We start from the raw sequence: 23,301 nt of genomic DNA on the forward strand, positions 1-23,301 counted from the left end.
GGTTATCTCCGGGTCGGGTCGAACGTGACAGGCAGCGAGGCCCAACATGCATCGTAGTCGGTTTGCAGTTGCGGGCAGTCCAGGGCGAAACGGCTTGGACGCAGCACCTGGCTGGTCTCGAACATGAACGCCATGGTGTTGTCGATTTTCACCGGCTGCAGTTCAGCATTGATCGCCTTGGTACAGGTCTCGCCGTCCGGGCCATGGGCACTCATGCAGCTGTGCAAGGACGCGCCGCCCGGCAGGAAACCTTCGGCCTTGGCATCGTAGGCACCCTGGATCAGGCCCATGAATTCGTTCATCAGGTTGCGGTGGAACCACGGTGGACGGAAGGTGTTCTCTGCCACCATCCAGCGTGGCGGGAAAATCACGAAATCGAGGTTGGCCAGGCCGTGGACGCTGGTGGGCGAGGTCAACACGGTGAAAATCGACGGGTCTGGGTGATCGAAACTGACCGTGCCGATGGTGTTGAAGCGGCGCAGATCATATTTATACGGCACGTTGTTGCCGTGCCAGGCCACCACGTCGAGGGGCGAATGATCCAGCTCGCAACCCCATAACTCACCGAGGAATTTCTGCACCAGTGAGGTGGGTTGCGCGAGGTTCTCGTAATGGGCGACCGGTGTCAGGAAGTCCCGTGGGTTCGCCAGGCCATTGCTGCCGATGGGCCCGAGATCCGGCAGGCGCAGCGGCGCTCCGTGGTTTTCGGCGAGGTAACCACGGGCCTGCGGGTCGAGCAGTTCAATGCGAAATTTCAGGCCCCGGGGCAGCACGACGATTTCCAGCGGTGCCAGTTCCAGCACGCCCAACTCGGTGGCGATCCGCAGCCGTCCCAGTTGCGGCACGATCAACCATTCACCGTCGGCATTGAAAAATACCCGCTCCATGGAACGGTTGGCGCGGTACTGATAAAGGCTGATGCCGGCCGGTTTGTCCGCACCGGCATTAGCCGCCATGCACACCAGCCCGTCGATGAAATCGGTAGGCTCGGCGGGGATCTCCAGCGGGTTCCAACGCAGGCGATTGGGCGTGACCTCGCCCAATGGGCCACCCGCCAGTTGCCGTTCGAGCTTGGTGAAGGCCGGGTGATTGGCAGACGGTCGGATGCGATACATCCAGGTACGCCGCGCTTCGCTGCGAGCCATGGTGAACGCCGTACCGGAGAACAACTCGGCATAGAGACCGTATGGGACTTTCTGCGGCGAGTTCTGGCCGACGGGCAAGGCGCCGGGCAAGGCTTCGCTGGCAAATTCATTGCCGAAGCCTGATTGGTAAGCCAGGTCCGACGCTGGGGAAACGAGGTTCATGGAGCCTCCAGGAATGCGGCCCGTCACTCAACGGAGTGGTTGAGGCGTACCGGGTTGTTTTTATCGTAATTCAATTACGCATAACGTAATTTGCTCGACAGCGACCGTCAAGCTATAAAGACGCCCATTCGCCTCAGGACCCAGCGCCTCCATGGAAACCCCGCTCAGCAACGGTAAACAGAAAGTCCGCTCGGCCGAAGTCGGCACCGACATCCTCAAGGCCCTGGCCGAACTGTCGCCCTCCACGTCGCTGTCGCGGCTGGCCGAACACGTGCAAATGCCGGCGAGCAAGGTTCATCGGTATCTGCAAGCCTTGATCGCCAGCGGGTTTGCCGAGCAGAACGCCGCCACCAACCACTACGGCCTGGGCCGCGAGGCCCTGCGCGTAGGCCTGGCAGCGCTCAACGGCATGGACGTGCTGCAAGTGGCCGCCCTGCCCCTGGCCGAATTGCGCGACGACTTGAACGAAACCTGCTTCCTGGCGGTGTGGGGCAACCATGGCGCGACCGTGGTGCGCATCGAACCCGCCGTGCGGGCCGTAACCGTGGTAACGCAACTGGGCTCGGTATTGCCACTGCTCAGTTCGTCCACGGGGCTGGTATTCAGCGCTTATCTGCCGGAGCGCGAGACCATCGGCTTGCGCGAACAGGAAGTACAAGGCACCGAGCACCACGCCCTCGCCGACGACCGCGCTTATGCCGTGTTGTGCGAGCAGATTCGCAGTCGCGGCCTGCACCATGTGCATGGTTTGCTGATGCCGGGGGTGGATGCCTTATCCGCCCCGGTATTCAATGCCGTCGGCCAAGTGACGGCGGTCATGACCATCGTTGGCCCGACCTCGCTGTTCCATGCCGACGAGCACGGCCCGGCGGCGCAACGCCTACTGGCAGCGACCCAGGCCGTGAGTTGGCGAATGGGCTATGAAGCGAGTTCGGAATCAGCCCAGTAAATCCGGGACAATCTTGATCATTAGATCATTGAGGTGAGCGGGGGCAAGTCGCGGATGGAGATGACGGTCATCCCCACTGAAGGGCACCATGTAAATAGCTTGGTGATCGCCTTTGGAGTGGTAGGGAATCTCATTATTGTCGAAATGGCCCAGTAGATAGTCGACCAGCGGTTCAGAAGAAGACACCACGCGCTCACCAGCGCCATGGGTAACAAAACCGGTGACGTAGACTTTATCCAGATCGACCCCGGGCAAGTGCAGTTTCAAGGCACCATGAACATCCTCAACCGACAACGGCTTGATGGAACGCCAGGATAAATCCATTGCAGGTTTTTCAGTCAGTTGGGTGACGATATCCGAAACGATTTTTTCGAACGCGATCAAATCCAGCGCCCTGACACGGTCTTCAACGGCAAAAGAATAACGCTTGTTGAACACGTTACTGACGCCTTGTTTGTAGTTGGGCACCCGCTGCTTTTCAACCCAGGCCAATGCTTCATCGAACAGGGTTTCGGACGAGCCAACTTCGGGATTCGGAAAGTCTGCCAATGTATTCAGATAACTGCTGAACGGATTGACACCCAGCGCTTCCAAATAGCGCCCCAACAACACCTGCACGGCAAAATCCACACGGGTATTCTTCAGTGCGAGCAGTTTTTCAGAGTAAGAAGAAAACAACTTGGTATTCATAAGACATCCTTGTCATGTCATAGACCGAACCTCCTGTTCGATCCGCAGGCTTAGTTATACATCAGACAAACCCCATACTGTAAAAAGACAAATGTAAGCGTGCGTAAAGACCTTCGGGAGTTGTTTTCAATCTAACCCATCACCCCCATGACTTTAGCCTTCGCAACTGCTTGAGTACGCCGCTGCACCCCCAACTTGCTATGTATGCGACGCGCATGGGTTTTTACCGTGTGCAACGATATGAACAGTTGCTCGGCAATTTGTTGATTGGAATGACCTTGTGCAATCAATTGCAGAACTTCAAGCTCTCGGTGACTGAGTAACGTATCTTCGGCGCCAGCCGTTGATGGTTCGATGGGCGCTGCCGATTGCGTCCAGTGGCCCAGCTCGGGCTGGCGCAAACGCAGCTCGCACAAGGCTTGCTGGGCCCGCCAGCACGTGACTCGCTTGAGCCCTTCTTGCAGGAGTGTCCGGGCCTGGGAGCGATCGCCGGACAACCAGACAACCTCCGTCAACACCAGATGCAGTTCGGTCTCCAGGCTGTGCATTTCACTCTGCTGTGCCTGGGTGATCATGGCTTGCAGGCACGCCTGCGGCTCCTGTGCCCGTTGCAGGTAGACCTCGGCCAGCACCAGCAGGTATTCAAGTCGCGCAATCAATTCCAGCGTCGCGGGAGGCGCGTGCTTGGCCTGCGGCCCACGAAAGTGGCGCAAGACGCGGGTCAAGGCTTCATGGGCCAATTCCGCCCGCCCCTGTTGCAACCAGAACTGACAGCTGGTTTGCAATAACACGCCACGGTAAACGGTGTCGGGGATGTGCCGCTGCTGCATGATCCGCTCGGCATCGCGCAGTTGCATGAAGGCCTCGCCATAATCGCCCTGGTTGGCAGCCAGGCTGGCCTTGCCGAGAAATCCGTAGAGCACCTGTTTGTCCAGGCTGTGCAGGCCTGTTTCCAGACCCGCTTGAAACTGCTCGGCGGCGCGCTCTTCAAACCCCATGCGCAACGCCAGGCGCCCGCGCCGCAGGGCAATACGTCCCAACAACGGGGAAAAGTCCTGGCCTGGTTTATCCAGCAGCGCCTGGACAGCGGCCAGCAGATGATCGGCCCGATGAGGCGCGCCACGTTGTTCCAGGACTTGGGCGTGATCCAGTTCCAGCAATCCTTCGAACACCAGCGAACCCTGTGCGCGCGCCAGGCACAGCGCCTGGCGGTTGATCCGATGCGCGGAAGCCAGTTCGCCTTCAAGCAGCGCCTGCTGCGTCAGCCCACCCAGGCACAGCAACCGTTGGGCCCAGGCCTCGGGGTCCAGGCTGGCCTGGGCCTGGAGAAAGTGCTCGCGCGCCTGTTCGCCATCGCCCGAGAGGTGCAGCAACCAGCCTTGCAAGACCTGCCACCTGGCCAGCAGCTGTCGCTGCCGGCAGGCCGAAGGCTGCGGCATGAACCTGGCCAACTGCTCAATGCATGTCGACGCCTGGTTGAAGCGTCCGGCGAACAACAGCGCAGCGGTGACCAACCCCACCGATTGTGGCGTACAGAGGGTCAGCGCTTCACCTTGTTGATCGTGCAGGCCCAGCAACAGCACCACGTTGCGACGCTGCAAGACGTGCTCGAAGCTCAGATGCTGCAAGAAACTCACGGCAGTCTCGAACTCCTCGGCCAACATGGCTTGCTCGAACGCCATTTGCCAGTCCTGCTCGGCAGCAAACCACTGGCAGGCCCGTCGATGCCAGGAACGCCCCTGCGGCCAGGGCTCTTCACGTACCAGCCGGGCCAGCGCCGGAAAAATCTGCAACCAGTCCGACGTCTGCTCCCATGGTTCGATGAAACATCCCAGGTCCAGTAACAAGGGCAGGCATTGCACGCCCACGGTGTCGCCGAACAGATGCTCGCATAGCCGGGCATTGAAGCGCGGTAGATGCGCCAGCACATGCCAGGCCTGCGCCAGGTCTGGAGTCAGCGCGCTGAACAGTTCGTACTCCAGATAGTCGACCAAGGTCCCCGGCCGTCCGGGCGTTGCATGTTTGCGCGCCCAATCGCAACGTTCCAGCAGCGTGATGCGCACCCCGGCACACCAGCCGCCACTACGTTGAATCACCTCGCGGGCAGTGCGGGCAGCCTGGGGGCCGGGCAGATGACGCAGCAATGGCAGGACATCGTCCGGGGTAAAGAACAACGCCTGCGCATCGAACTCGTGCAGTTCGTCATCGAGCAACAGCCGCGGCCAGTTGCATTGGGGACGGCGGCGGCTATTGAGCCACAGGTGCAACGCTGGACTGCTGGTGTTCAACAGACGGTCGAGCAACTGGTCCAGTTCGGGATTCGGCACCCGGCAGTAGTCATCCAGGAACAACCACGTGGGTGTCTGCAAACGCGCCAGGTGGGCCAGCAGTCCCGCTTCATCAAGCATCGGCAACCCGAGGGCCTGGGCCAGGCGCTCGCACATTTGCACCGCGCTCAACGCCGCGCCCCCCAATGGCAACCAATGCAACCGACACCCGGCGGGAGCCTGCAGGAAACACTCGGCGAACAATGCACTCTTGCCACTGCCCGCTGGCGCGCAAAGCAGTTTTACCCGCGCTTCGGACGTCAGCAAAGACTCACTCAGGGACCGCCGCGGCACGTGCGTCGAGGACAGGCGAGGCAACAATCCTGGACGGTCCGGACACGGGGTCATGGCGGTCATGTGGGTGATCCTGTTTATTGTTATTTCACCACCCTAGTCCTGTGTCGCCGAGCTTTGGAGAAGTATTCAGCGCGCTGATTGGCGCTCATAAAGAAACGACCGGCAGGAGCGCTGCCGGTCGTCATGTCGGGTTCAAATCAGACTCGGTCCCGTGGCGAGGGAGCTTGCTCCCGCTGGGTTGCGCAGCAGCCCCAAAACGGTCCACTCAATGCACCTGATACATCGAGCCGTCTGGTTTCAGGGCCGCTGCGCGCCCCAGCGGGAGCAAGCTCCCTCGCCACAGATGCGGTGTCCGTCCGAAGGGTTAGCGAACCCCGGTCGAACGCAGCGCTGCCGGTGTGTAGTCGGCGGCCCGGGCTTCGAAGCCGTACTCATAGCTGTGTTTCTCTTCGTTCTTCATGCCCAGCGCGATGTAGCGGCCGGCAATGATGTCGTAGAGCGCCTCCAGGGTGTAGCCCGGGTTCTGATGGTCGTAGTAGAACTGGGCATGACCTTCGGCCACCCGCCACAACTGGCCGCGACCGTCGTAGTGATCCACCAGCGCCGCCTGCCAGCTGTCCTCGTCGATGTACATGTGGCGCTTGGCATAGATGTGCCGCTCGCTGGGCTTGACCGTGCCGACCACTTCCCAGACCCGGTGCAATTCATAGCGAGTCAGGTCCTGATTGATATGACCGGCCTTGATTACATCGTCGTACTTGAGGCTTGGCGAGTCGAGCTTGTAGCTGTTGTACGGGATGTACATTTCCTTTTTGCCGACCAGCTTCCAGTCGTAGCGATCCGGCGCACCGGAAAACAGGTCGAAGTTGTCGGAGGTGCGCAACCCGTCGGCGGCGGTGCCCGGGCCGTCGTAAGCCACTTGCGGGGCACGACGCACCCGGCGCTGGCCGGCGTTGTAGATCCAGGCCAGGCGTGGCTCCTTCACTTGGTCGAGGGTTTCATGCACCAGCAGTACGTTACCGGCCAGACGTGCCGGGGCAGTGACCTCCTGCTTGAAATAGGTCAGCACGTTGCTGGCCTTTTCCGGGTCGGCGTCCTTGATCAGGAACGGCACGGCGATTTCTTCTTCGAAGCGGATCGGCGTGAAGCTGCCATTGGTCTGCGGCGTCACCTGGGTGATGACCCGGCGCAGGTTGCCGCCGTGATAACGGGTGACGTGGTTCCACAGCACTTCCACGCCGCTCTTGGGAATCGGGAAGGCGTAGTAGCGGTTGCCGGTGAAATTGGCCAGGCCATTGCCGTCGTTGATGGCGTTCACGTTGAGGGCGCTGCGCTTGGCCGACTCGTAGATTTCCGGCGGCAGGCCCACGCTGCGGTGGGTCGGATAGACCGGGATCTTGTAGGTTTCCGGGTAGCGCTTGAACATCGCGACCTGGCCTTCGGACAGCTTGTCCTTGTACTTGTCCACGGTCGCGGCGGTGATGGTGAACAGCGGTTTTTCATTGGCGAACGGGTCGGCCAGAAAGCCCTTGCTGTCCACGGCACCGGCGTTTTTCGGGATGCCGCCGGTCCAGGCCGGAATCGAGCCATCGGCATTGCCGGCTTTTTCCGCGCCCAACGGCGTAAGGCTGGTACCCAGTTTATTCGCTTCATCCGGCGAGACCGCCGCCATCACGTTCGCGGCCAGCAGGCTCAGGGCCAGGGCACCGCATTGCAGGATCATCTTGCGCATTGGGTTTTCCTTGTCAGCCAGATCAGAAGTTCACGCCGAAGCTCAACGCGAGGAAGTCGCGGTCTTCGAGAACGTTGTAATCGCCGCCAAAAAAGTCGGTGTAGCTCAGGCTGGCGGTGTAGGTGTTGCGGTAGTCGGCATCGACACCAACGCTGATGGCCTTGGCGCCTTCGTTGAACAGACCGTTGGGGCCATAGCCGGCCACGTCGTGGGACCAGGACATGTTGGGCTTGAAGTTCACCCCGCCGATCACGTTGGAGTAATCGAGGATGGCCCGGGCGCGATAGCCCCATGATGTCGAGGTGACGAAACCATCGGTGTCGCCCTGGAAGCCGTATTGGCCGTAGACCGAGTCACGGCCATAACGCAGCTTGTCCTTGGACTCCAGGCCACCGACATGCACGACCGCCGCTTCGCCAACCAGCGTCAGGCGATCAGCCCCCAGCACCTGATCGAAGAAGTGCGTCAGGGTGCTCTGGACCTGGGTCACTTCCTTGCGCCGGTAGCCGGTGTTATCCGCCCCGGCCGAGGTCGCGATGGGCGAGGCCGCGCCACCGACAATCGGGTTGAGCAGCGCCAGGGTCAGGTCGTTGGTATTGACCTGCACCGGCGCGTTGGGACGGTAGCTGACTTCCCCGGTCCAGGCGGTGCCGGTGGGTAACGTCGTGGAGAAACTGGCACCGTACAGGCGGATGTCTTCCGGGTATTCAAGGTAATACTGACCGCGTCCCAGCATGACGCTTTGCGCCAGGCCGCTGCCGCTGCCTGGGGCCAGAATGTTGGCAATCGAGATCATTCCCGGCAAGGCCGCCAGCGTAGAGGAACCTGCGGTGATGGTGCCAACAGTAGGCGTGCGGCTGTGGTAATTCATGAAGTACAGGCCGTACTCGGTATCATCGCCGAGCCAGCGCAACGCGGTACCCCACTGGCCGGAGTCACGGGCATCGCGGTCGCCACTACGGGGAATGATCACCCCTTCGCTGGACACCTGGATGCCCTGGCCGAATGCCTCGGTCAATGGCACGAACGGCGCAATCGCCGGGCTGCCCACCGTGTAGCCACTGGTGCAACCATCGGCCACCACATCGTTGCCGAAGAACGTGCCGCAGTTATCCACCACGGTCTGGTCCCACTCCAACTGATAGAAGCCTTCGATGGTGAGCTTGTCGGTCAGGCCCTGGGAGGCGAACAGCATGTTCACGGGGATCAGGCCTTCCTTGATCTCCGCACCAGGGCGACGGAACGCGGACACGTCCACCGGGTTGATGCTGTTGATCGAGTTGCCGATGAAGGTACTTTCCCCCCAACTGACCACCTGCTTGCCGGCGCGCACGGTGCCCGGCAAATCGGCGATGGAATAGTTGTGATAGACGAATGCATCGAGAATCTGCGCCCCCGAGGACTTGGCGCCTTCCTTGCGATTGCTGTCGCTGATGTCCTTGAACTCGCGGCCTTCATCCTTGAGTTCGAAGTCATACCAGTACTTGCCACGCACGAACACGCCGGTATCGCCGTACTTGAGTTCAAGGTCGTGCAGGCCTTTGAAGATTTTGGAAAAGGTCTCGCCCTTCTTGAAATTCAGCCGCCCATCATCACCGGTGGACGATTGGCCCCGACCGCCGTTGACCGTGCCAACCAAGTCGTTGTCGGCATCGCGCATGCCCCAGCTTGCGCCCACGGACAACGACGAATCGAACTGACCCTCGATCTCGCCAATGTTGAATGAAACGGCCTGCGCCTGGGCACAGCAACCCAAGGCCACCGCGACGGCCAGCGCCTGCGGCTTGAAGATGGCGCGCATTGTTATTGTTGTCATGCGTCTTCCCCGGTGAGTGACAGAGGCTTCACCCTACTGCCGCACGCCAGGGGCGATAAGCGCACCAAGGAGGTATTCGCACTGTACCTAAAAAGGATTACAGCCCATGCGGCGCAGGCCTTTGCGCCGTGCATGGATGGACTGGATGATGGGTCATCAGCGCCGCGCATACCCATGCCCAGCCTTCGACTGTTACGCGCCCTGCAACGGTGCATGCCTGAATCCGGGCTGTTTCCCGCGGGGCTCGATGCCTATGCTGGCCGGGCTTTCAGGGCAACGGGCCTGCAAGCACAAGCCTCATGGCATCCCTCATGCCTGGCACACCGTCTTCGGATGGATTGGCGTATCGGTCCATCATCCCGTGTTTACCGACGTTGGTTTGTAGCTCCTTTGCAACGTCACGCTTAGGCCGCTGCTTTTTGCAGCGGCCTTTTTTATGTGCGCCTATTTCCGAGTTAAAACTTCTTGTTTCCTACGTTGTTGTCGGAAAGGCTCACCTGCCTGTTTTAAGAGAACGAACTTATAGTTTCCTTGGTCGCCCAGGATGGGTGACTACGCAAATAGCCATGAACGACTGCACGTATTGAATCACGGCATGGCTATTCAGATTCGATTCGAAAGGAACTCGATATGCAGCAAGAAAAAAATCTACTTGTAAATAGAGGTATACCTCGCACGCCTTCGTCACCTGACGGGTTTGGGTTTAACGCAAGGCGCGTGTCAGGCCCAGACCACTCTGATCGTGCATACGATGCCGTTGATTATGCTCTTGATTGGCTAGATGAAAGCAACACTTCTACCGAAGAGCTCTTCAAAGAAAATGTCAGGAATATCACTCATATAACCAACGCCGAACTCGCCAAAACAAGAGCAGCCGTTGCTGCGGTGGTCCCTCGTGGAACCGATGCAGCCGAAATTGAATTACGAACACTCAAGCTACAACTGTTCAAAGCGAGAAAAGATCATCAAGAACACATAGCGATAGCCAATCTTTATTATGGTCATGATCCACTGACTCACAAAACTCAAGACGCTCGTTATAAGGGGTTCGAGCTCATTGGCCGTCGTGGAGGTGAAAGGGCTTACTACAACGCAATTTCCAAGTGGAATGTTTCTTATGCTGCGGCGTACGAGGCAAAATTCCTGGCTGAGCAGATCAAGCTATTGGATGCTCGCTTAACCGCACACAACAAAGCCATTGCCCAGGCAAACGCAAAAGCAGCCGCGGAGGCTCGGGCAAAGGCTCAAGCTGAAGCCAAACGCGTGGCTCAGGAACAGGCGCGCAAGGCCGCCGAAGCCGAGGCTAAACGCGCGGCTGAAGAACAAGCACGGATTGCACGGATTGCCGCAACAGTAGCTGCTAAACAAGCCCACGATGCCGCCATGGCCTTATGGGAGGCCGAAAGGTGGGCCGCTGCTGAAGAACTGGAGGCGGAGGAAGCGAGGCGTCAGGCAGAAGTCAAAAAGGCACGTCAACCAGCCCGGGCTACCCGTACATTTCCAGTATCGGGCTCCGCCGCAGCCGCCGGCCCAGTATTTACAATCGCAGGTGGGACCTTCGCCCCCAACCGGGTGACCGCCTCGGGCATCACGGATGAGTTACGCACCGCGGTTTCGGCGATCCTAAAAACAGTTACCGCAACGGCATTACCCACTGTTGCATGGTTTGCGTCACTGATTGACCCGTCGGAGCTGGGCAACGAAGAACGCTACGCCCTGAGTGTTCCGCTGTCAGAACTAGCTCCAGCCAACACCGATGATTTGCTGGCAGTCGCAACATCGAAGGGAGAGGTCAATCTCCCGGTGGTGCTGGGTTCCATGACCACCGACGACGAGATGATGTTCGTCGTCGCGAGTGCCGACGGAACATCGGTGCCCTCCAGCGTGCCGGTCAGGCTTGCAACACTCGACCCTCACAGCAACGTCTACAAATCCTACAGTCCAGATGGCTCATCCACCTTGATGACCTGGACGCCTATCGTAAAAGAGACGGATGCATCCACGACACTGCCATCGATCGTGCCGAAGATCGACCTCTATGAGGGCGGAACCCCCTGGGCCATAACCAGAGGGGTCGATAAGGATCCGGAGCTGGAGGATTACGATTTTGGTAGTGGGTTCGTCACGGTGTTCCCGGTTGAGTCGGGTATTCCGCCCATCTATACCGTCTTTAACAACTCTTCTGAATGGGCTTCCACGGAAGAGGCACGCAAGGCAGCCGAAGCCGAGATCCTAGGCGTAGCCCAGGCACAAGCACTGGAACAAGTCCTGGCGGGCCGCGCCTATCCTATACCGGGCGCGGCGGCCGCAGCCGGTCCGGTGTTCACGCTTGTCGGCAGTAGCCTGGCCATAAGTTCGGAAGCGACCTTGGCCATCCAGGCCGCGCTACGAGCCGCAGTCGCCATGGCTGTCGAATCGCTTACCGCAGTGGCAGCGCCGACCTTGGCGGGTTTTGCGGCGCTGCTCTATTCACCCAAGCTGGCAAACGGTGAATTACCCGAGCGATATGCGTTCAGCACGCCACTCTCGGAGCTCGCACCGACACATCACCACGACTTGCATGCAATCGCGGCGGCCGACGGATTCGTTGACTTGCCGGTACGCCTCACTTCTCAAGCAACCGTGGATGGTCAATCCGAAATCCTCGTGATCAACACCGACGGTGTAACCCACCCGTCAAAAACCAGAGTGGTGCCGGTTACCTATAACGCACAACAGAACCTCTACATCGCTACAACTGAACAAACCCCACCCAGAACCTTGACGTGGACGCCGGTCGTTCAACCCGGAAACAGCTCCACGGCCCTTCCCGCCGAGCCGCCCGCCCCGCCTGTTTATACAGGCGCATCGGTAACGCCCATAGAGGGAAGGATCGATCCGTTTCCCGAAATAACCGCAAACAGCTTCGATGATTATGTTTTCGTTTTCCCAATCGACTCAGGCCTGCCGCCTCTGTACGTCATGTTCAGGGATCGACGGGAAGACCCTGGGGTTGCGCTGGGAATGGGGGCTCCGGTTTCAGGCGTGTGGACGGATGCAGCATCGAAAGGTGAAGGGGCACCCATTCCGTCGCAGATTGCGGATCAGTTGAGGGGAAAGGAGTTTAGGCGTTTCAGGAAGTTTCGGGAGGCTTTTTGGAAAGCCGTCGCTGGCGATCCTATACTTTCGCAACAATTTAATTCACGTAATCTAGTAGAAATGAAAAAAGGTCGTTCTGCCTATACCAAGGAGACTGAACAGATTGGCGCACGAACCAAATATGAGCTTCACCATAAACAATACATTTCTTTAAATGGTGGAGTTTACGACATTGACAATATCACTCTCGCCACCCCTAAAAGACATATTGAAATTCATAGAGAGCACAAACAATGAAGAAATCGATAACCGAAATAACTGAAAAAGAATTTCTCGCCTTCATAATAAAAATTTCAGAAGGAAATTTTCCTTCTGAAAAAGCACATAACAACGCAGTCTTGGATTTCAAGCGTATCTCAGAGCACCCCGCAGGATCAGATCTTCTATTTTATCCAGAGCCTGGCAAGGAAAGCTCTGAGGCGATAGTCGACGAGATAAAAAACTGGCGTGCAGCCAACGGTAAACCAGGCTTCAAGCAACCCTGACGCTCCAGATATTTGAACGCCCCTTGCTGCTGAATAATCGGCAGCAGGGGTCTCTCGACTCCGGCGTCATGATGTACCGAACCCAGCAGCATTTTGACCATCCACTCCTCATCGGTAAGAAGCAATGCACCTCCTCTATCCTAGCGACCCATTTTATAAAAAACGTCCTGACGAGCAGTACGCTGAAGAGTACGAAGCGGTAATGACTGCGGGACTGAGGACTGTGCTGTTCTCTTTTGAAGATTTCGAAGCGGGCCTTTTCAAGACTTCTGCGTCCCTCACGCCCGGAGACTCGATTTTGTACCGCGGGTGGATGCTGACACCCGACGCTTATGCTGCTTTGGTTAACCAACTGCGTGAAAAAGGCGTCATTGAAGTCACCAACGCCACGCAATACCGACACTGTCATCACCTGCCACAGTGGTATCCGTTGTTGACTGCCTATACGAGCGAAACGGTGGTGCTGGACAGCGATGCAAACTTCGTTCAAGCGCTCGAAGACCTGCAATGGCCAGGCTACTTCATCAAGGACTACGTAAAGTCACTTAACACCGGTGGTGGCAGTCTAGTGGACACTCCCGAAGGCATAGCACCGCTTGTTGAAGAGATGCGCCAATACCGGGGGCAGATTGAGGGCGGTATCTGCGTCAGACGACGAGAGGAATACCTTGAAGAAACCGAGCGTCGTTATTTTGTACTCCAAGGGCAGGCCTACGGCGTCACCGATGAGATTCCTGAGTTGGTGACCGAGTGCGCACGGCTGATCGACAGTCCTTTTTTTTCGGTCGACGTAGTACTCAGGTCAGACGGTGTGCTGCGAGTGGTCGAGCTCGGCGACGGGCAGGTATCAGACCGCAAGGAGTGGCCCGCCGCGCGCTTTGCCTGGATGTTGAGCCGTGCGGGATAGGTCTGTGCCCTATCGAGACCGCCGCGAACCTGGCGGCCCTGGTGCAAAAATATTTTCCATGAGCACGGTTACCGCAGCGGGCGACAACCGGCCCAGGTAATGAGACTTAAATGGCGTGGTGTTGCAAGTTCGCCATCATTTCTTTCAAGGCTTCCAGATTGTCATTCGGGTGCACCGCATGCTCGAAGTCGCAGATCTGCTGCCAATGGGCGGCGACGTCTTCGGGCGAAAACCCTTTGCGCGGATCAAAGCCCGCCCCCAGGCTGCGTTCCCAGCGCACCTTGCCCATCCAGCCGCCGCCCACTTCGAACAGGCCGGAGGTTTCCTGGCAGGTTTCACTGGCCAGGTACACCACCAGCGGGCTGACGAGTTCAGGTTTGAGTTGCTCGAATACCTGCGGCGGGATCAGGCCTTCGGTCATGCGCGTGCCGCCGGTGGGGGCGATGGCGTTGACCAGGATATTGTTCTTGCGCCCCTCGATGGCCAGGGTGCGGGTCAGGCCATACAGGCCAAGCTTGGCCATGCCGTAGTTGGATTGGCCGAAGTTGCCGTAGATGCCGGACGTGGACGCGGTGAAGATCACCCGCCCATAATTCTGTTCACGCAGGTGCGGCCATGCGGCGCGGGTGACTTTGTAGGCGCCTTCGACATGGACGCGGTAGACCAGGTCCCAATCGGCGTCGTCCATTTTGTGAAAGGTCTTGTCCCGCAGGATCCCGGCGTTGTTGACCACCACATCAACCCGGCCGAACGCGTCGAGGGCATTTTGTACCAGCTTGTCGCCATCGGTCACCGAGTCGTGGTTGGCCTCGGCGATGCCGCCCGCCTCGCGGATTTCGGCGACCACCCGGTCTGCTGCCGAGGCATTGGCCCCTTCCCCTTGAGCCGAGCCGCCAAGGTCGTTGACCAGCACTTTTGCGCCTTGTTTGGCGAACAGCAGCGCATGGGCGCGGCCCAGGCCCCCGCCAGCTCCCGTGACGATCACGACTTTATCTTCGAAGCGCACAGACTCACTCATGGCAGAACTCCAGCAGGCGGACAGGACAATGGGCACGAGTGTCCGGCACAAGTCGACCGGTCACAATCAACACGGTTGCAAGTGAATGGTGGGCGATAAGGTGAGGGGATGATGCGGGCCCAAGCCACAGCGGCCTATTCGATTTTCCTGCTGGCAGAGGCACCGCTATCGCGAGCAGGCTCGCGATAGCGGTCTTTCAATCAGAATAGATGCTGGATGTGCTGACGCGTTCGCGAGCAAGCTCGCTCCCACAAGGTATCGTCATGAACAGGCCATTTGTCTGTGCGGCGCGGCGATGGCTTCGCGAAACGCCAGGTAATGCTTGAGCACCTGCACCGGCGCCTCGGTGTGCGGGTAATGACCAATGTCGGGCAACAACACTGTGTCCGGGCTCGGGATCAGGGCCTCGTAGCGCGCCACCATGTGTTCTCCGGAAATCGGGTCGACCGCGCCGTCAATCACCCGCAACGGCACGTCGCCGCGCTGCATCGCCTGCACCCAGCGATCCCGCTGCACACGGCGTTCGGGAATATAGGCAATGAGCTTGTGCATGATCCGCGGACCACGATGGGCTTCTACCAGACTCCAGAAATCATCCAGCTCGCTTTCAGTGGGGGTGGTCCGGGGGCCGAAAATCTGCCGAAAGCTGCTGACCAGGCTTTCCCGGGAGAACGCCCGCCCCAGCAGCCACCCCAGGGGGCTGAGCAAAAGTTTCTGGGCCCAGACTGGGCGGTGAGTTTCCGGGAACAGGCCGCCATTGAGAAAGACGCAACTGGCGAGATGGATGCGCGCTTCGTAATGCCGCGCCAGCAGTTCCTGGGCCACGCTATCACCGTAATCGTGGGCCAACACATGCAGCGCGCCCCTCACATTCAGGTGCGCGAGCAGGGCCTGTTGCAGATCGGCTTGCTCCAGCAGGCTGTAGACGTGATCCGTCGGTTTGGCGGAGTCGCCGAAACCGAGCATGTCACACGCGATCACCCGGTAACGTTGCGCCAACGGTTGCCACAGGTAATGCCAATCCCAACTGGCTGTGGGGAACCCGTGGATCAGCAGCAGCGGCTCGCCCTGCCCGGCCACCCAGTAACGGATGGCATGACCTCGGAACATGAAGATCTGGCTGCGCTGGCGCCAGATACGCAGGGGAATCTGGGCCAGGGGCATCAGCTTCGATACCCGGCGTCTTGCTGATCGAGCTTGCGTAACAACGCCGGCCAGGCCAACGCGCCGCCCATGCCCTGGGCGCTTTTGGTCACCCCGGCGATCATCGCCCGGGCGCCAGCCAGGATCTGCGGCTCGATGGCAATCAGCTCGGCCCCGCCGCTCTGCGCCAGGACCTGGATGTCACAGGCCCGCTGAAAGGTGAACATCATCAGGAAGGTATCGGCGATGGTACCGCCGCAGGTCAGCAAGCCATGGTTGTGCAGCATCAGGAAGTTGCTCTCGCCCAGGTCCGCCTGCAGGCGAGCCTTTTCTTCGTGATTCAAGGCCACACCTTCGTAGGCGTGATAGGCCAGGCTCGACAGCACGAACAGCGATTGCTGGCTGATCGGCAGCACCCCCTGTTTCTGGGCCGATACCGCCACGCCAGCAGCGGTGTGGGTGTGCAGCACACAGGCCACATCATGGCGTACCTCATGCACCGCGCTGTGGATGGTGTAGCCGGCCGGGTTGATCTCGTAGGGGCTGTCCATCAACTTGTTGCCGGCCTGATCGACCTTGACCAGGCTCGAGGCGGTGATTTCATGGAACATCATCCCGAACGGGTTGATCAGGAAATCCTCGGTACCGGGAACCTTTGCGGAAATATGGGTGAAGATCAGGTCATCCCAACCGTGCAGCGCAACAAGCCGATAACAGGCGGCAAGGTCCACCCGGGTTTGCCATTCGGCCGCACTGACCTGATCTTTGATGCTGAGTGTCGTTTGGACGGGCGCTACGCTCACGGCTCTGACCTCTGGTTTCTTGTTATATGTTTCGATCGAAACGTCGTACGCAAGAAAATCAGTCTAGTCAGCTCTTTCAGAGGCGGTAGTTGCGTTCGCAGCCAGCTTACTGGCCGAACGAGTCAGCGCATCCGCTTCAAGGGCGCAACGTGTCAATCAACTCAGCAAGCCATGGCTCGGCGTCGGTTTCCGGCGTGACGCTCTCGCTGGCATCCAGACGCAGCATCGGCAGCACCTCACGTACGCCCAATTCGACGAACAGCTCGCACATCTGCTCGCCACCGGCGCAGAAGGTATCCCCGTAGCTGGCGTCGCCCAGGCCGATCACCGCGCCAGGCAAACCGCGAAAGAACCCGGGCAACTGGTCGCGGATGACCGAATACAACGGCATCAAATTGTCCGGCAACTCACCCATGCCGGTCGTGGAAGTCACTGCCAGCACGGCCTGCGGTGCGAATGCCTGCACATCCGCCAGGGTCGCACGAGGGTCGTGCCAGGATTCAAAGCCTGCCTCGCGAAGCAGTTTGGCGGCGTGCCGGGCGACTTCTTCGGCGGTGCCATACACTGAGCCGGAAAGAATGGCGACTTTCATCGATCTGATCCTGAACCTGAAAAAAGAGCCAGGATAGTAACAGTTGCACCTGTCAGGCTGCGAATGGCTCTCAACGGCCCTAATGGCCAGTGGACAGCCTATCGATTTCTTTTAGAATGCTGCTTCTACAAGGATGTTCAAAGGGTTCTCCCCATGATCAACGCTCAACTGATGCAACTGGTCATCAATGCTTCGAACGATGGGATTGTCATCGCCGAAAAAGAAGGTGAAGACAATATCCTGATCTACGTGAACCCGGCCTTCGAACGATTGACCGGTTATCACCGCGACGAAATCCTCTATCAGGATTGCCGGTTCCTGCAATCGGGTGATCGGGACCAGCCCTCGCTGGAGCCCATTCGCAAAGCCTTGAAAGAGGGCGGTACCTGTCGTGAGGTGCTGCGCAACTACCGCAAGGACGGCACGCCGTTCTGGAATGAGTTGTCACTGTCCACGGTAAAAAACCAGGCTGACGGGCATACCTATTTCGTGGGTGTGCAAAAAGACGTCACGACCCAGGTCAAGGCTCAACAACGCGTCGCCCAGCTGGAAAAGGAACTGGCCGAAGCGCGGCAGACAATTGCCCGACTCGAAGCGACGGACGGTTCAAACAAAACCACGAATTAATGGTCAGTCACTACAATCACCAGTGAACACGTAAATTATCATTTCGAGCAGATCATGCAGCGCGATGCCCTCCTGACGCAGGATGAACTGGATTTCATCCGGACCATGCAACACAACCCGCAGTTGAACGAGCGGGATGTCACGTCGAGCTTGCTGGTAAACGGTGGGTCGCAGATCCGTGACTTGCTGACACGTCTGGCGGCAAATGAGCAGGTTACGTTGCAAGCCAATTTCGAAAACCAACAAATGACCTTTCCGCTGCATCTGGTGGAAGACGAATTCCATGCGATGCACCTGCGCTTGGGTGTGCCAAGCATCTACGAGGACGGACCGAAAATACGCCCATGGCGCCTGGCGCTCGAAGAGCCGGTGGCGCTGGAAAACATCAAGGGTCAGCCGGGACCGCTGTGGGTCCACGAAGTATCCTGCAAGGGCGTACTGCTGGAAAACCGCAGTCGGACCAAACCGCCGAAGCAGTTTGCCTTGTGGTTCAGCCCATCAGGCTACGAGAGAATTTCGCTGCGAGGCAGCTTCGAACGGGAAACCGATCGCGGCCTGTTTGCCTACCACCTGAGCCAGAATGACCAGGACGAGACCGAGCGCCTGCGCCAGTACATCCTGCAGCAACATCGCCTGACCCATCCGACCATGCACCTCTAGTATCCTGTTTCGCAAACACGTTTCTTTTTGACGGGTGGCTGGTGTCGTCAGGCAAGACGCCGCGACGAGTCATAGCCCGCTATGGCGAGGAGCGGCAACGCAGCATGACGGCAACAGACGCCGTCAAAAAGGAACAGTACTTGCGATACAGGACACTCCATTCAGGTATCCAGGTTGCCTGCCAGAAATTGACGCAGGCGCTGGCGCATCACTGTCCCCTCATTCCCCAGGCAACCGACCGGCGATCCAACCAGGCTCTCCTGTGCCAGATCGGATGCATCACCGGCCAGCATCAAAGGACAATCCAGGCTCATTGCCAATTTACCCAGGCGCTTGGGCAAGTCTGGAGCCGGCGCATGATTGGAAACCAGCACCAATGCCACCGGCTGGATCTTCTGGCACACCAGGGTCAGTTCCTCGAACGGAAGGCCGATCGACAACAGCCTGACGCCCACTTCCGCCTTGGACAGGAAAAGCCCCGTGACCAGCAACTCCAGTTCATGGCAATGATCGGCAATCGCGCAGGCCAGGACACGCGGCGACGTACCTTCGCGCTTGAACAAGAGCCGCTGGATGATGCGCGAACGCAGGAAACCATCAAGAAACACCCATTCGCTGGTTTTCCCAAACGTCTGCTGGCGTTGCAATAGTTGTCGCCAAAGCGGCATCAGGATGTCCTGGAAGACGATCGGCACGGTATAGGTGGAAAAGACCTGCCCATAGACACGATCAAGCTCCACATCGTCAAAGTTGCTAACCGCGTCCGCCACCTGTTGTTGCCAGTGGGCATGATCGGCCCTGACCTGATCGGATGAAATCAGCGTGGAGACCGGCTGCACCGACTCGGTCTTCGCCAAGATCCTTCCCACTTTGCTGACGGCCACCCCGCGCTCGATCCAAGCCAGGATGCTGCGCACTTTTTCAATATCGCCCAACGAGTACAGGCGATGCCCACTTTCGGTGCGGGTAGGTTGGATCAAACCGTAGCGCCGCTCCCAGGCACGCAGGGTCACGGGGTTAACGCCGGTCATGCGCGCGACTTCGCGAATGGGAAACAGGTCTTCCCGTCTGAAGGCGCCTGATGCCTGGAAAACGAAGCCATCCTCTGTGATTACACTCATTTTGGCAGACAATTCCGGCTGGGAAATTGGATCCTAGTTTACCCCTCCCCGGACATGTCATGACAAGGACAAACGTACTCGATGTGCGTTTTTGTTGTTTTACGCACAATCAGGAATAATCCTTGCCTGTTTTTTGGCGACCAGACGCTGCCCACCACCCCGGGGGCGTCCCCCGCGAACCTCCTACCCGGAGTGCCGCGCCTGTCTTACGGAGATGCATAATGTCTACCTCACCCGTCACCCTGATGGTTGCCCGCCGCGTCGCCCATGGACGCTATCAGGATCTGATCGCCTGGTTGCGCGAAGGCGAACAATTGGCAACCGATTTTCCCGGCTACCTGGGCTCAGGCGTGCTCGCGCCACCGCCCCAGGACGATGAATTCCAGATTATCTTCCGGTTTGCCGACGAGCAGACGCTGCACGCCTGGGAACACTCAGCCTCCCGCACGGCGTGGCTGGGACGGGGCAGCGATCTGTTTGCCCATCCCTCCGAACACCGCGTGCGCGGCATCGATGGCTGGTTCGGCGCGGCCGGTCAGCGTCCGCCACGCTGGAAACAGGCCGTGGCCATCTGGCTGGCGTTTTTTCCCGTCTCGCTGTTGTTCAATTTCCTGTTGGGGCCGCTGCTGGGCGAACTGGGCCTGTTGAGCCGCGTGTTTATCAGTACGCTGATCCTGACGCCACTGATGGTCTACCTGTTTATTCCGATGTCGACCCATCTGCTGGCGAACTGGCTCAACGGCGCGCCACAGCGGACGTTGCCGGCCAAGCCTTTTACACAGAATCAGTGATTTAACCGGGATGCCGCCTTCGCGAGCAAGCCCGCTCCCACAGTAGATTTGTGTCGTTCACATCATTTGTGTTCGACGATAATCCTCTGTGGAAGCGGGCTTGCTCGCGAAAGCGGTTTATCCGTTAACGCTGATGTCGGCTGGCGCACCCTCTTCGCGAGCACGTCGGATCGACGCTGTCACAGATTCGCCTGTCGCAATCTTGCGTCGCTGTTATAGTTTTGCTCTAGCCGTGAACCGAGCCGTCCTATGTCCAGCGCCACCGCTCCGATCCTGATCACTGGCGCAGCCCAGCGCGTCGGCCTGCATTGTGCCCGGCGATTGCTGGAAGACGGGCAACCGGTGATCGCGACCTACCGGACCGAACGTCCAGGCGTGCAAACGTTGCGGGACCTGGGCGCGGTCATGCTGTTTGCCGACTTCTCCAGCGAAGCGGGGATCCTGGCCTTTATCGAGCAACTCAAGCAGCACACCGACCGGCTGCGGGCCATCGTGCACAACGCCTCGGCCTGGCTGGCCGAGGGCCCGGGCTGCGAAGCCGCGGCCTTCAACGCCATGTTCGGCGTGCACATGCTGGCGCCTTACCTGATCAACCTGCACGGCGCCGAGCTACTGCGGCGTTCAACCCCGGCGGATATCGTGCACATCAGCGATGATGTAACCCGCAAGGGCAGCGCCCGGCATATCGCCTATTGCGCCACCAAGGCCGGCCTGGAAAGCTTGACCCTGTCGTTCGCGGCCAAGTTCGCCCCGGCGATCAAGGTCAACGGCATCGCCCCGGCCCTGCTACTGTTCAACCCCGAAGACGACGCAGCTTACCGCGCCAAGGCCCTGGCCAAGTCCGCACTGGGCATCGAACCCGGCAGCGAAGTGATCTACCAGAGCCTGCGTTATCTGCTGGACAACCCTTATGTCACCGGCACGACCCTGACCGTCAACGGCGGGCGGCACGTCAAATAGCCTTGTTTCGAGGATGCACCATGACGCTATCCCTGCCCCAGAACTATCGCGAGATCCTCATCGGCCTGGGGGAAAACCCCGAACGCGAGGGTCTGCTCGATACCCCGGTCCGTGCCGCCAAGGCCATGCAGTACCTCTGCCATGGTTATGAACAAAGCGTCGAGCAGATCGTCAACGGCGCGCTGTTCGCCTCTGACAGCGATGAAATGGTGATCGTCGCCGACATCGAACTCTATTCACTCTGCGAACATCACCTGTTGCCCTTCATCGGCAAGGCCCATGTGGCTTATATTCCTACGGGCAAGGTCCTGGGGCTGTCGAAGATCGCCCGATTGGTGGACATGTTCGCCCGCCGCCTGCAAATCCAGGAGAACCTGACCCGGCAAATCGCCGACGCGGTGCAGCAGGTCACCCAGGCCGCCGGCGTGGCGGTGGTGATCGAGGCCCAGCACATGTGCATGATGATGCGCGGTGTCGAAAAACAGAACTCGACCATGAACACCTCGGTGATGCTCGGCGTCTTTCGCGATTCCAGCACCACGCGCCAGGAGTTCCTGCAATTGATTCGACGGAGCAAGTAAATGCCACAACTTCAGCCAGCCATGGCACGCATCAAGGTCAAGGACCTGCGCCTGCGCACCTTCATCGGCATCAACGAAGATGAAATCCTCAACAAGCAGGATGTGTTGATCAACCTGACCATCCTCTACGCCGCCCAGGAAGCAGTACGCGACAACGACATCGACCACGCGCTGAACTACCGCACCATCACCAAGGCGATCATCGCCCACGTGGAAGGCAACCGCTTCGCCCTGCTCGAACGCCTGACCCAGGAATTGCTCGACCTGGTCATGACCAACGAGTCGGTGCAATACGCCGAAGTCGAAGTCGACAAACCCCACGCCTTGCGATTCGCAGAATCAGTGTCGATTACGCTCGCAGCAAGTCGGGCGACTTCGTAGCAGCTGCAAGCCTCAAGCGGTAAGCTTCAAGCCTGACCACCGCAAATCCAAACTTGCAGCTTGAAGCTCGCCCCTTGAAGCTGCCTCGCAGAGATCCCCATGAACGACCAACAACGCCTCGAACTCGAAGCCGCCGCTTTCCGTCGGCTGGTTGCCCACCTGGACAGCCGCAAGGATGTGCAGAACATCGACCTGATGAACCTCGCCGGCTTCTGCCGCAACTGCCTGTCCAAGTGGTACAAGGCCGCCGCCGATGAACGCCAGATCGAGGTCAGCCTCGATGACGCCCGCGAAGTGGTCTACGGCATGCCGTACGCCGAGTGGAAAGCCCAATACCAGAAAGAAGCCAGCGCCGAACAACAAGCGGCGTTCGCCAAAGGAAAACCCGATGCCTGATCTCAATACCCTGCGTACCCGTCTCAAAAGCGGCGAACATGCCTTCGCCGACACCCTGGCCTTTATCGCCGCCGGTTACGACTACCAGCCCCAGGCCTTCAACAACGGCGGCGTGCAAAACGCCGCCGGGCAGAACGAAGGATCCTGCAAGACGCTGGGCCTGGCGCTGCTTGAGGGCTTGAGCGATGAAGAAGCGCTGCTGGCGTTTGGCGAACACTACCGTTCGGTGCTGGCCACACCCGAAGGCAGTGATCACGGCAATATCCGTGCGCTGATGGTGCATGGGTTGGCCGGGGTGAAGTTCGAGGCGCCACCGCTGCAACGGCGCTGATCGCCCCTTCCATTACGACGAGGTCCGCTGTTGTGGCGAGGGAGCTTGCTCCCGCTGGGCTGCGCAGCAGACCCAAACAGTCAAACTCAATTTGCCTGACACACCGCGTTGCCAGGTTTGGGGGGCCGCTTCGCGCCCCAGCGGGAGCAAGCTCCCTCGCCACAGGCTGAGTCCAAGTGAGCGGCGCCTCACCACATCCCGACTTTTAAGATTGACCCGGCAACTTTATTTCGTTTGCCGGGCCCCTCT

General features: G+C 59.1%; 22 protein-coding genes. 12 read left to right on the forward strand and 10 right to left on the reverse strand.

All coding sequences use genetic code 11. The features are described from left to right. Positions 1–2: 2 nt before the first annotated feature. Positions 3–1,307 (reverse strand): homogentisate 1,2-dioxygenase, encoded by a 1,305-nt coding sequence (hmgA, locus tag BLO97_RS12300; protein WP_092149400.1) that lies wholly within the window; start codon positions 1,305–1,307, stop codon positions 3–5. A 151-nt stretch (positions 1,308–1,458) separates the two neighbouring features. Between hmgA and BLO97_RS12305 the strand changes: the two genes are divergently transcribed. Continuing rightward, positions 1,459–2,256, forward strand: a complete 798-nt coding sequence (locus tag BLO97_RS12305) for an IclR family transcriptional regulator (RefSeq protein WP_092346038.1) — start codon at positions 1,459–1,461, stop codon at positions 2,254–2,256. Here the strand turns inward: BLO97_RS12305 and BLO97_RS12310 are convergent. The 4 genes from BLO97_RS12310 to BLO97_RS12325 form a co-directional block, all read right to left on the reverse strand. Further along, entirely contained in the window at positions 2,245–2,946 is a 702-nt protein-coding gene (locus tag BLO97_RS12310; protein WP_092346040.1) for a hypothetical protein, read from the reverse strand. The genes BLO97_RS12305 and BLO97_RS12310 overlap by 12 nt on opposite strands. A 131-nt stretch (positions 2,947–3,077) precedes the next feature. Further along, positions 3,078–5,630, reverse strand: coding sequence for a LuxR C-terminal-related transcriptional regulator (locus tag BLO97_RS12315; RefSeq protein WP_092346042.1), 2,553 nt, complete (start codon positions 5,628–5,630; stop codon positions 3,078–3,080). 304 nt (positions 5,631–5,934) lie between these two features. Further along, positions 5,935–7,302 (reverse strand): DUF1329 domain-containing protein, encoded by a 1,368-nt coding sequence (locus BLO97_RS12320; protein ID WP_063324435.1) that lies wholly within the window; start codon positions 7,300–7,302, stop codon positions 5,935–5,937. A gap of 22 nt (positions 7,303–7,324) precedes the next feature. Next, positions 7,325–9,118, reverse strand: coding sequence for a DUF1302 domain-containing protein (locus BLO97_RS12325; RefSeq protein WP_092346044.1), 1,794 nt, complete (start codon positions 9,116–9,118; stop codon positions 7,325–7,327). A gap of 630 nt (positions 9,119–9,748) precedes the next feature. On the opposite strand from BLO97_RS12325, the gene BLO97_RS12330 reads away from it, so the two are divergent. The 3 genes from BLO97_RS12330 (at position 9,749) to BLO97_RS12340 (ending at position 13,648) form a co-directional block, all read left to right on the forward strand. Beyond that, a complete protein-coding gene (locus BLO97_RS12330; RefSeq protein ID WP_092149385.1) occupies positions 9,749–12,493 on the forward strand; it encodes an S-type pyocin domain-containing protein in 2,745 nt (914 codons plus the stop codon). After that, positions 12,490–12,741, forward strand: coding sequence for a bacteriocin immunity protein (locus BLO97_RS12335; RefSeq protein ID WP_092149382.1), 252 nt, complete (start codon positions 12,490–12,492; stop codon positions 12,739–12,741). Before BLO97_RS12330 ends, BLO97_RS12335 begins: the two co-directional genes overlap by 4 nt. A gap of 124 nt (positions 12,742–12,865) precedes the next feature. Continuing rightward, complete coding sequence (locus tag BLO97_RS12340; protein WP_092346046.1) at positions 12,866–13,648, forward strand: ATP-grasp domain-containing protein; 783 nt, start codon at positions 12,866–12,868, stop codon at positions 13,646–13,648. A 106-nt stretch (positions 13,649–13,754) separates the two neighbouring features. Here the strand turns inward: BLO97_RS12340 and BLO97_RS12345 are convergent, their stop codons facing one another. The 4 genes from BLO97_RS12345 to BLO97_RS12360 all read right to left on the reverse strand — a co-directional run bounded on the left by BLO97_RS12345 (position 13,755) and on the right by BLO97_RS12360 (position 17,204). Next, positions 13,755–14,666, reverse strand: a complete 912-nt coding sequence (locus BLO97_RS12345; RefSeq protein WP_092149376.1) for an SDR family oxidoreductase — start codon at positions 14,664–14,666, stop codon at positions 13,755–13,757. Positions 14,667–14,927: 261 nt separating this feature from the next. Then, a complete protein-coding gene (locus tag BLO97_RS12350; protein WP_063324431.1) occupies positions 14,928–15,830 on the reverse strand; it encodes an alpha/beta fold hydrolase in 903 nt (300 codons plus the stop codon). Then, positions 15,830–16,612, reverse strand: a complete 783-nt coding sequence (locus BLO97_RS12355) for a class II aldolase/adducin family protein (protein ID WP_063324430.1) — start codon at positions 16,610–16,612, stop codon at positions 15,830–15,832. Before BLO97_RS12355 ends, BLO97_RS12350 begins: the two co-directional genes overlap by 1 nt. Positions 16,613–16,748: 136 nt before the next feature. Then, positions 16,749–17,204: a flavodoxin gene (locus tag BLO97_RS12360; RefSeq protein WP_063324429.1), complete on the reverse strand. Its 456-nt coding sequence runs from the start codon at positions 17,202–17,204 to the stop codon at positions 16,749–16,751. Positions 17,205–17,357: 153 nt separating this feature from the next. Between BLO97_RS12360 and BLO97_RS12365 the strand changes: the two genes are divergently transcribed. Then, positions 17,358–17,831, forward strand: coding sequence for a PAS domain-containing protein (locus BLO97_RS12365; RefSeq protein WP_063324428.1), 474 nt, complete (start codon positions 17,358–17,360; stop codon positions 17,829–17,831). 54 nt (positions 17,832–17,885) lie between these two features. Beyond that, complete coding sequence (locus tag BLO97_RS12370) at positions 17,886–18,491, forward strand: hypothetical protein (protein ID WP_092149373.1); 606 nt, start codon at positions 17,886–17,888, stop codon at positions 18,489–18,491. A gap of 161 nt (positions 18,492–18,652) precedes the next feature. On the opposite strand, the gene BLO97_RS12375 is transcribed toward BLO97_RS12370, so the two are convergent. Further along, positions 18,653–19,612 carry a MerR family transcriptional regulator gene (locus BLO97_RS12375; protein ID WP_092223760.1) on the reverse strand — a complete coding sequence of 320 codons (960 nt, stop codon included), beginning with the start codon at positions 19,610–19,612 and terminating at the stop codon, positions 18,653–18,655. 221 nt (positions 19,613–19,833) lie between these two features. Here BLO97_RS12375 and BLO97_RS12380 point away from each other — a divergent pair, with 221 nt between their 5' ends. The 6 genes from BLO97_RS12380 (at position 19,834) to BLO97_RS12405 (ending at position 23,052) form a co-directional block, all read left to right on the forward strand. Beyond that, entirely contained in the window at positions 19,834–20,403 is a 570-nt protein-coding gene (locus BLO97_RS12380; protein ID WP_092149367.1) for an antibiotic biosynthesis monooxygenase, read from the forward strand. Positions 20,404–20,652: 249 nt separating this feature from the next. Next, a complete protein-coding gene (gene folM, locus BLO97_RS12385) occupies positions 20,653–21,363 on the forward strand; it encodes a dihydromonapterin reductase (protein ID WP_092149364.1) in 711 nt (236 codons plus the stop codon). A 20-nt stretch (positions 21,364–21,383) separates the two neighbouring features. Continuing rightward, positions 21,384–21,944 carry a GTP cyclohydrolase I FolE gene (gene folE, locus BLO97_RS12390; RefSeq protein ID WP_092149361.1) on the forward strand — a complete coding sequence of 187 codons (561 nt, stop codon included), beginning with the start codon at positions 21,384–21,386 and terminating at the stop codon, positions 21,942–21,944. Then, a complete protein-coding gene (gene folX / locus BLO97_RS12395) occupies positions 21,945–22,325 on the forward strand; it encodes a dihydroneopterin triphosphate 2'-epimerase (RefSeq protein WP_063324422.1) in 381 nt (126 codons plus the stop codon). A 99-nt stretch (positions 22,326–22,424) separates the two neighbouring features. Further along, positions 22,425–22,721 carry a DUF1244 domain-containing protein gene (locus BLO97_RS12400; protein ID WP_063324421.1) on the forward strand — a complete coding sequence of 99 codons (297 nt, stop codon included), beginning with the start codon at positions 22,425–22,427 and terminating at the stop codon, positions 22,719–22,721. Further along, positions 22,714–23,052 (forward strand): HopJ type III effector protein, encoded by a 339-nt coding sequence (locus BLO97_RS12405; RefSeq protein WP_175456253.1) that lies wholly within the window; start codon positions 22,714–22,716, stop codon positions 23,050–23,052. Before BLO97_RS12400 ends, BLO97_RS12405 begins: the two co-directional genes overlap by 8 nt. The last annotated feature ends 249 nt before the right edge of the window (positions 23,053–23,301 follow it).

This window comes from Pseudomonas sp. NFACC05-1, assembly GCF_900100135.1.
Lineage (GTDB): Bacteria > Pseudomonadota > Gammaproteobacteria > Pseudomonadales > Pseudomonadaceae > Aquipseudomonas > Aquipseudomonas fluorescens_Q.

Bases quoted from the DNA above. Each gene is read 5' to 3' on its own strand.
- folX (WP_063324422.1), top strand. From the start codon at position 21,945: ATGCCACAACTTCAGCCAGCCATGGCACGCATCAAGGTCAAGGACCTG.
- BLO97_RS12335 (WP_092149382.1), top strand. From the start codon at position 12,490: ATGAAGAAATCGATAACCGAAATAACTGAAAAAGAATTTCTCGCCTTC.
- folE (WP_092149361.1), top strand. From the start codon at position 21,384: ATGACGCTATCCCTGCCCCAGAACTATCGCGAGATCCTCATCGGCCTG.
- BLO97_RS12305 (WP_092346038.1), top strand. From the start codon at position 1,459: ATGGAAACCCCGCTCAGCAACGGTAAACAGAAAGTCCGCTCGGCCGAA.
- BLO97_RS12330 (WP_092149385.1), top strand. From the start codon at position 9,749: ATGCAGCAAGAAAAAAATCTACTTGTAAATAGAGGTATACCTCGCACG.
- hmgA (WP_092149400.1), bottom strand. From the start codon at position 1,307: ATGAACCTCGTTTCCCCAGCGTCGGACCTGGCTTACCAATCAGGCTTC.
- folM (WP_092149364.1), top strand. From the start codon at position 20,653: ATGTCCAGCGCCACCGCTCCGATCCTGATCACTGGCGCAGCCCAGCGC.
- BLO97_RS12340 (WP_092346046.1), top strand. From the start codon at position 12,866: ATGCACCTCCTCTATCCTAGCGACCCATTTTATAAAAAACGTCCTGAC.
- BLO97_RS12320 (WP_063324435.1), bottom strand. From the start codon at position 7,302: ATGCGCAAGATGATCCTGCAATGCGGTGCCCTGGCCCTGAGCCTGCTG.
- BLO97_RS12360 (WP_063324429.1), bottom strand. From the start codon at position 17,204: ATGAAAGTCGCCATTCTTTCCGGCTCAGTGTATGGCACCGCCGAAGAA.
- BLO97_RS12315 (WP_092346042.1), bottom strand. From the start codon at position 5,630: ATGACCGCCATGACCCCGTGTCCGGACCGTCCAGGATTGTTGCCTCGC.
- BLO97_RS12380 (WP_092149367.1), top strand. From the start codon at position 19,834: ATGTCTACCTCACCCGTCACCCTGATGGTTGCCCGCCGCGTCGCCCAT.
- BLO97_RS12375 (WP_092223760.1), bottom strand. From the start codon at position 19,612: ATGAGTGTAATCACAGAGGATGGCTTCGTTTTCCAGGCATCAGGCGCC.
- BLO97_RS12310 (WP_092346040.1), bottom strand. From the start codon at position 2,946: ATGAATACCAAGTTGTTTTCTTCTTACTCTGAAAAACTGCTCGCACTG.
- BLO97_RS12405 (WP_175456253.1), top strand. From the start codon at position 22,714: ATGCCTGATCTCAATACCCTGCGTACCCGTCTCAAAAGCGGCGAACAT.
- BLO97_RS12365 (WP_063324428.1), top strand. From the start codon at position 17,358: ATGATCAACGCTCAACTGATGCAACTGGTCATCAATGCTTCGAACGAT.
- BLO97_RS12345 (WP_092149376.1), bottom strand. From the start codon at position 14,666: ATGAGTGAGTCTGTGCGCTTCGAAGATAAAGTCGTGATCGTCACGGGA.
- BLO97_RS12400 (WP_063324421.1), top strand. From the start codon at position 22,425: ATGAACGACCAACAACGCCTCGAACTCGAAGCCGCCGCTTTCCGTCGG.
- BLO97_RS12370 (WP_092149373.1), top strand. From the start codon at position 17,886: ATGCAGCGCGATGCCCTCCTGACGCAGGATGAACTGGATTTCATCCGG.
- BLO97_RS12325 (WP_092346044.1), bottom strand. From the start codon at position 9,118: ATGACAACAATAACAATGCGCGCCATCTTCAAGCCGCAGGCGCTGGCC.
- BLO97_RS12350 (WP_063324431.1), bottom strand. From the start codon at position 15,830: ATGCCCCTGGCCCAGATTCCCCTGCGTATCTGGCGCCAGCGCAGCCAG.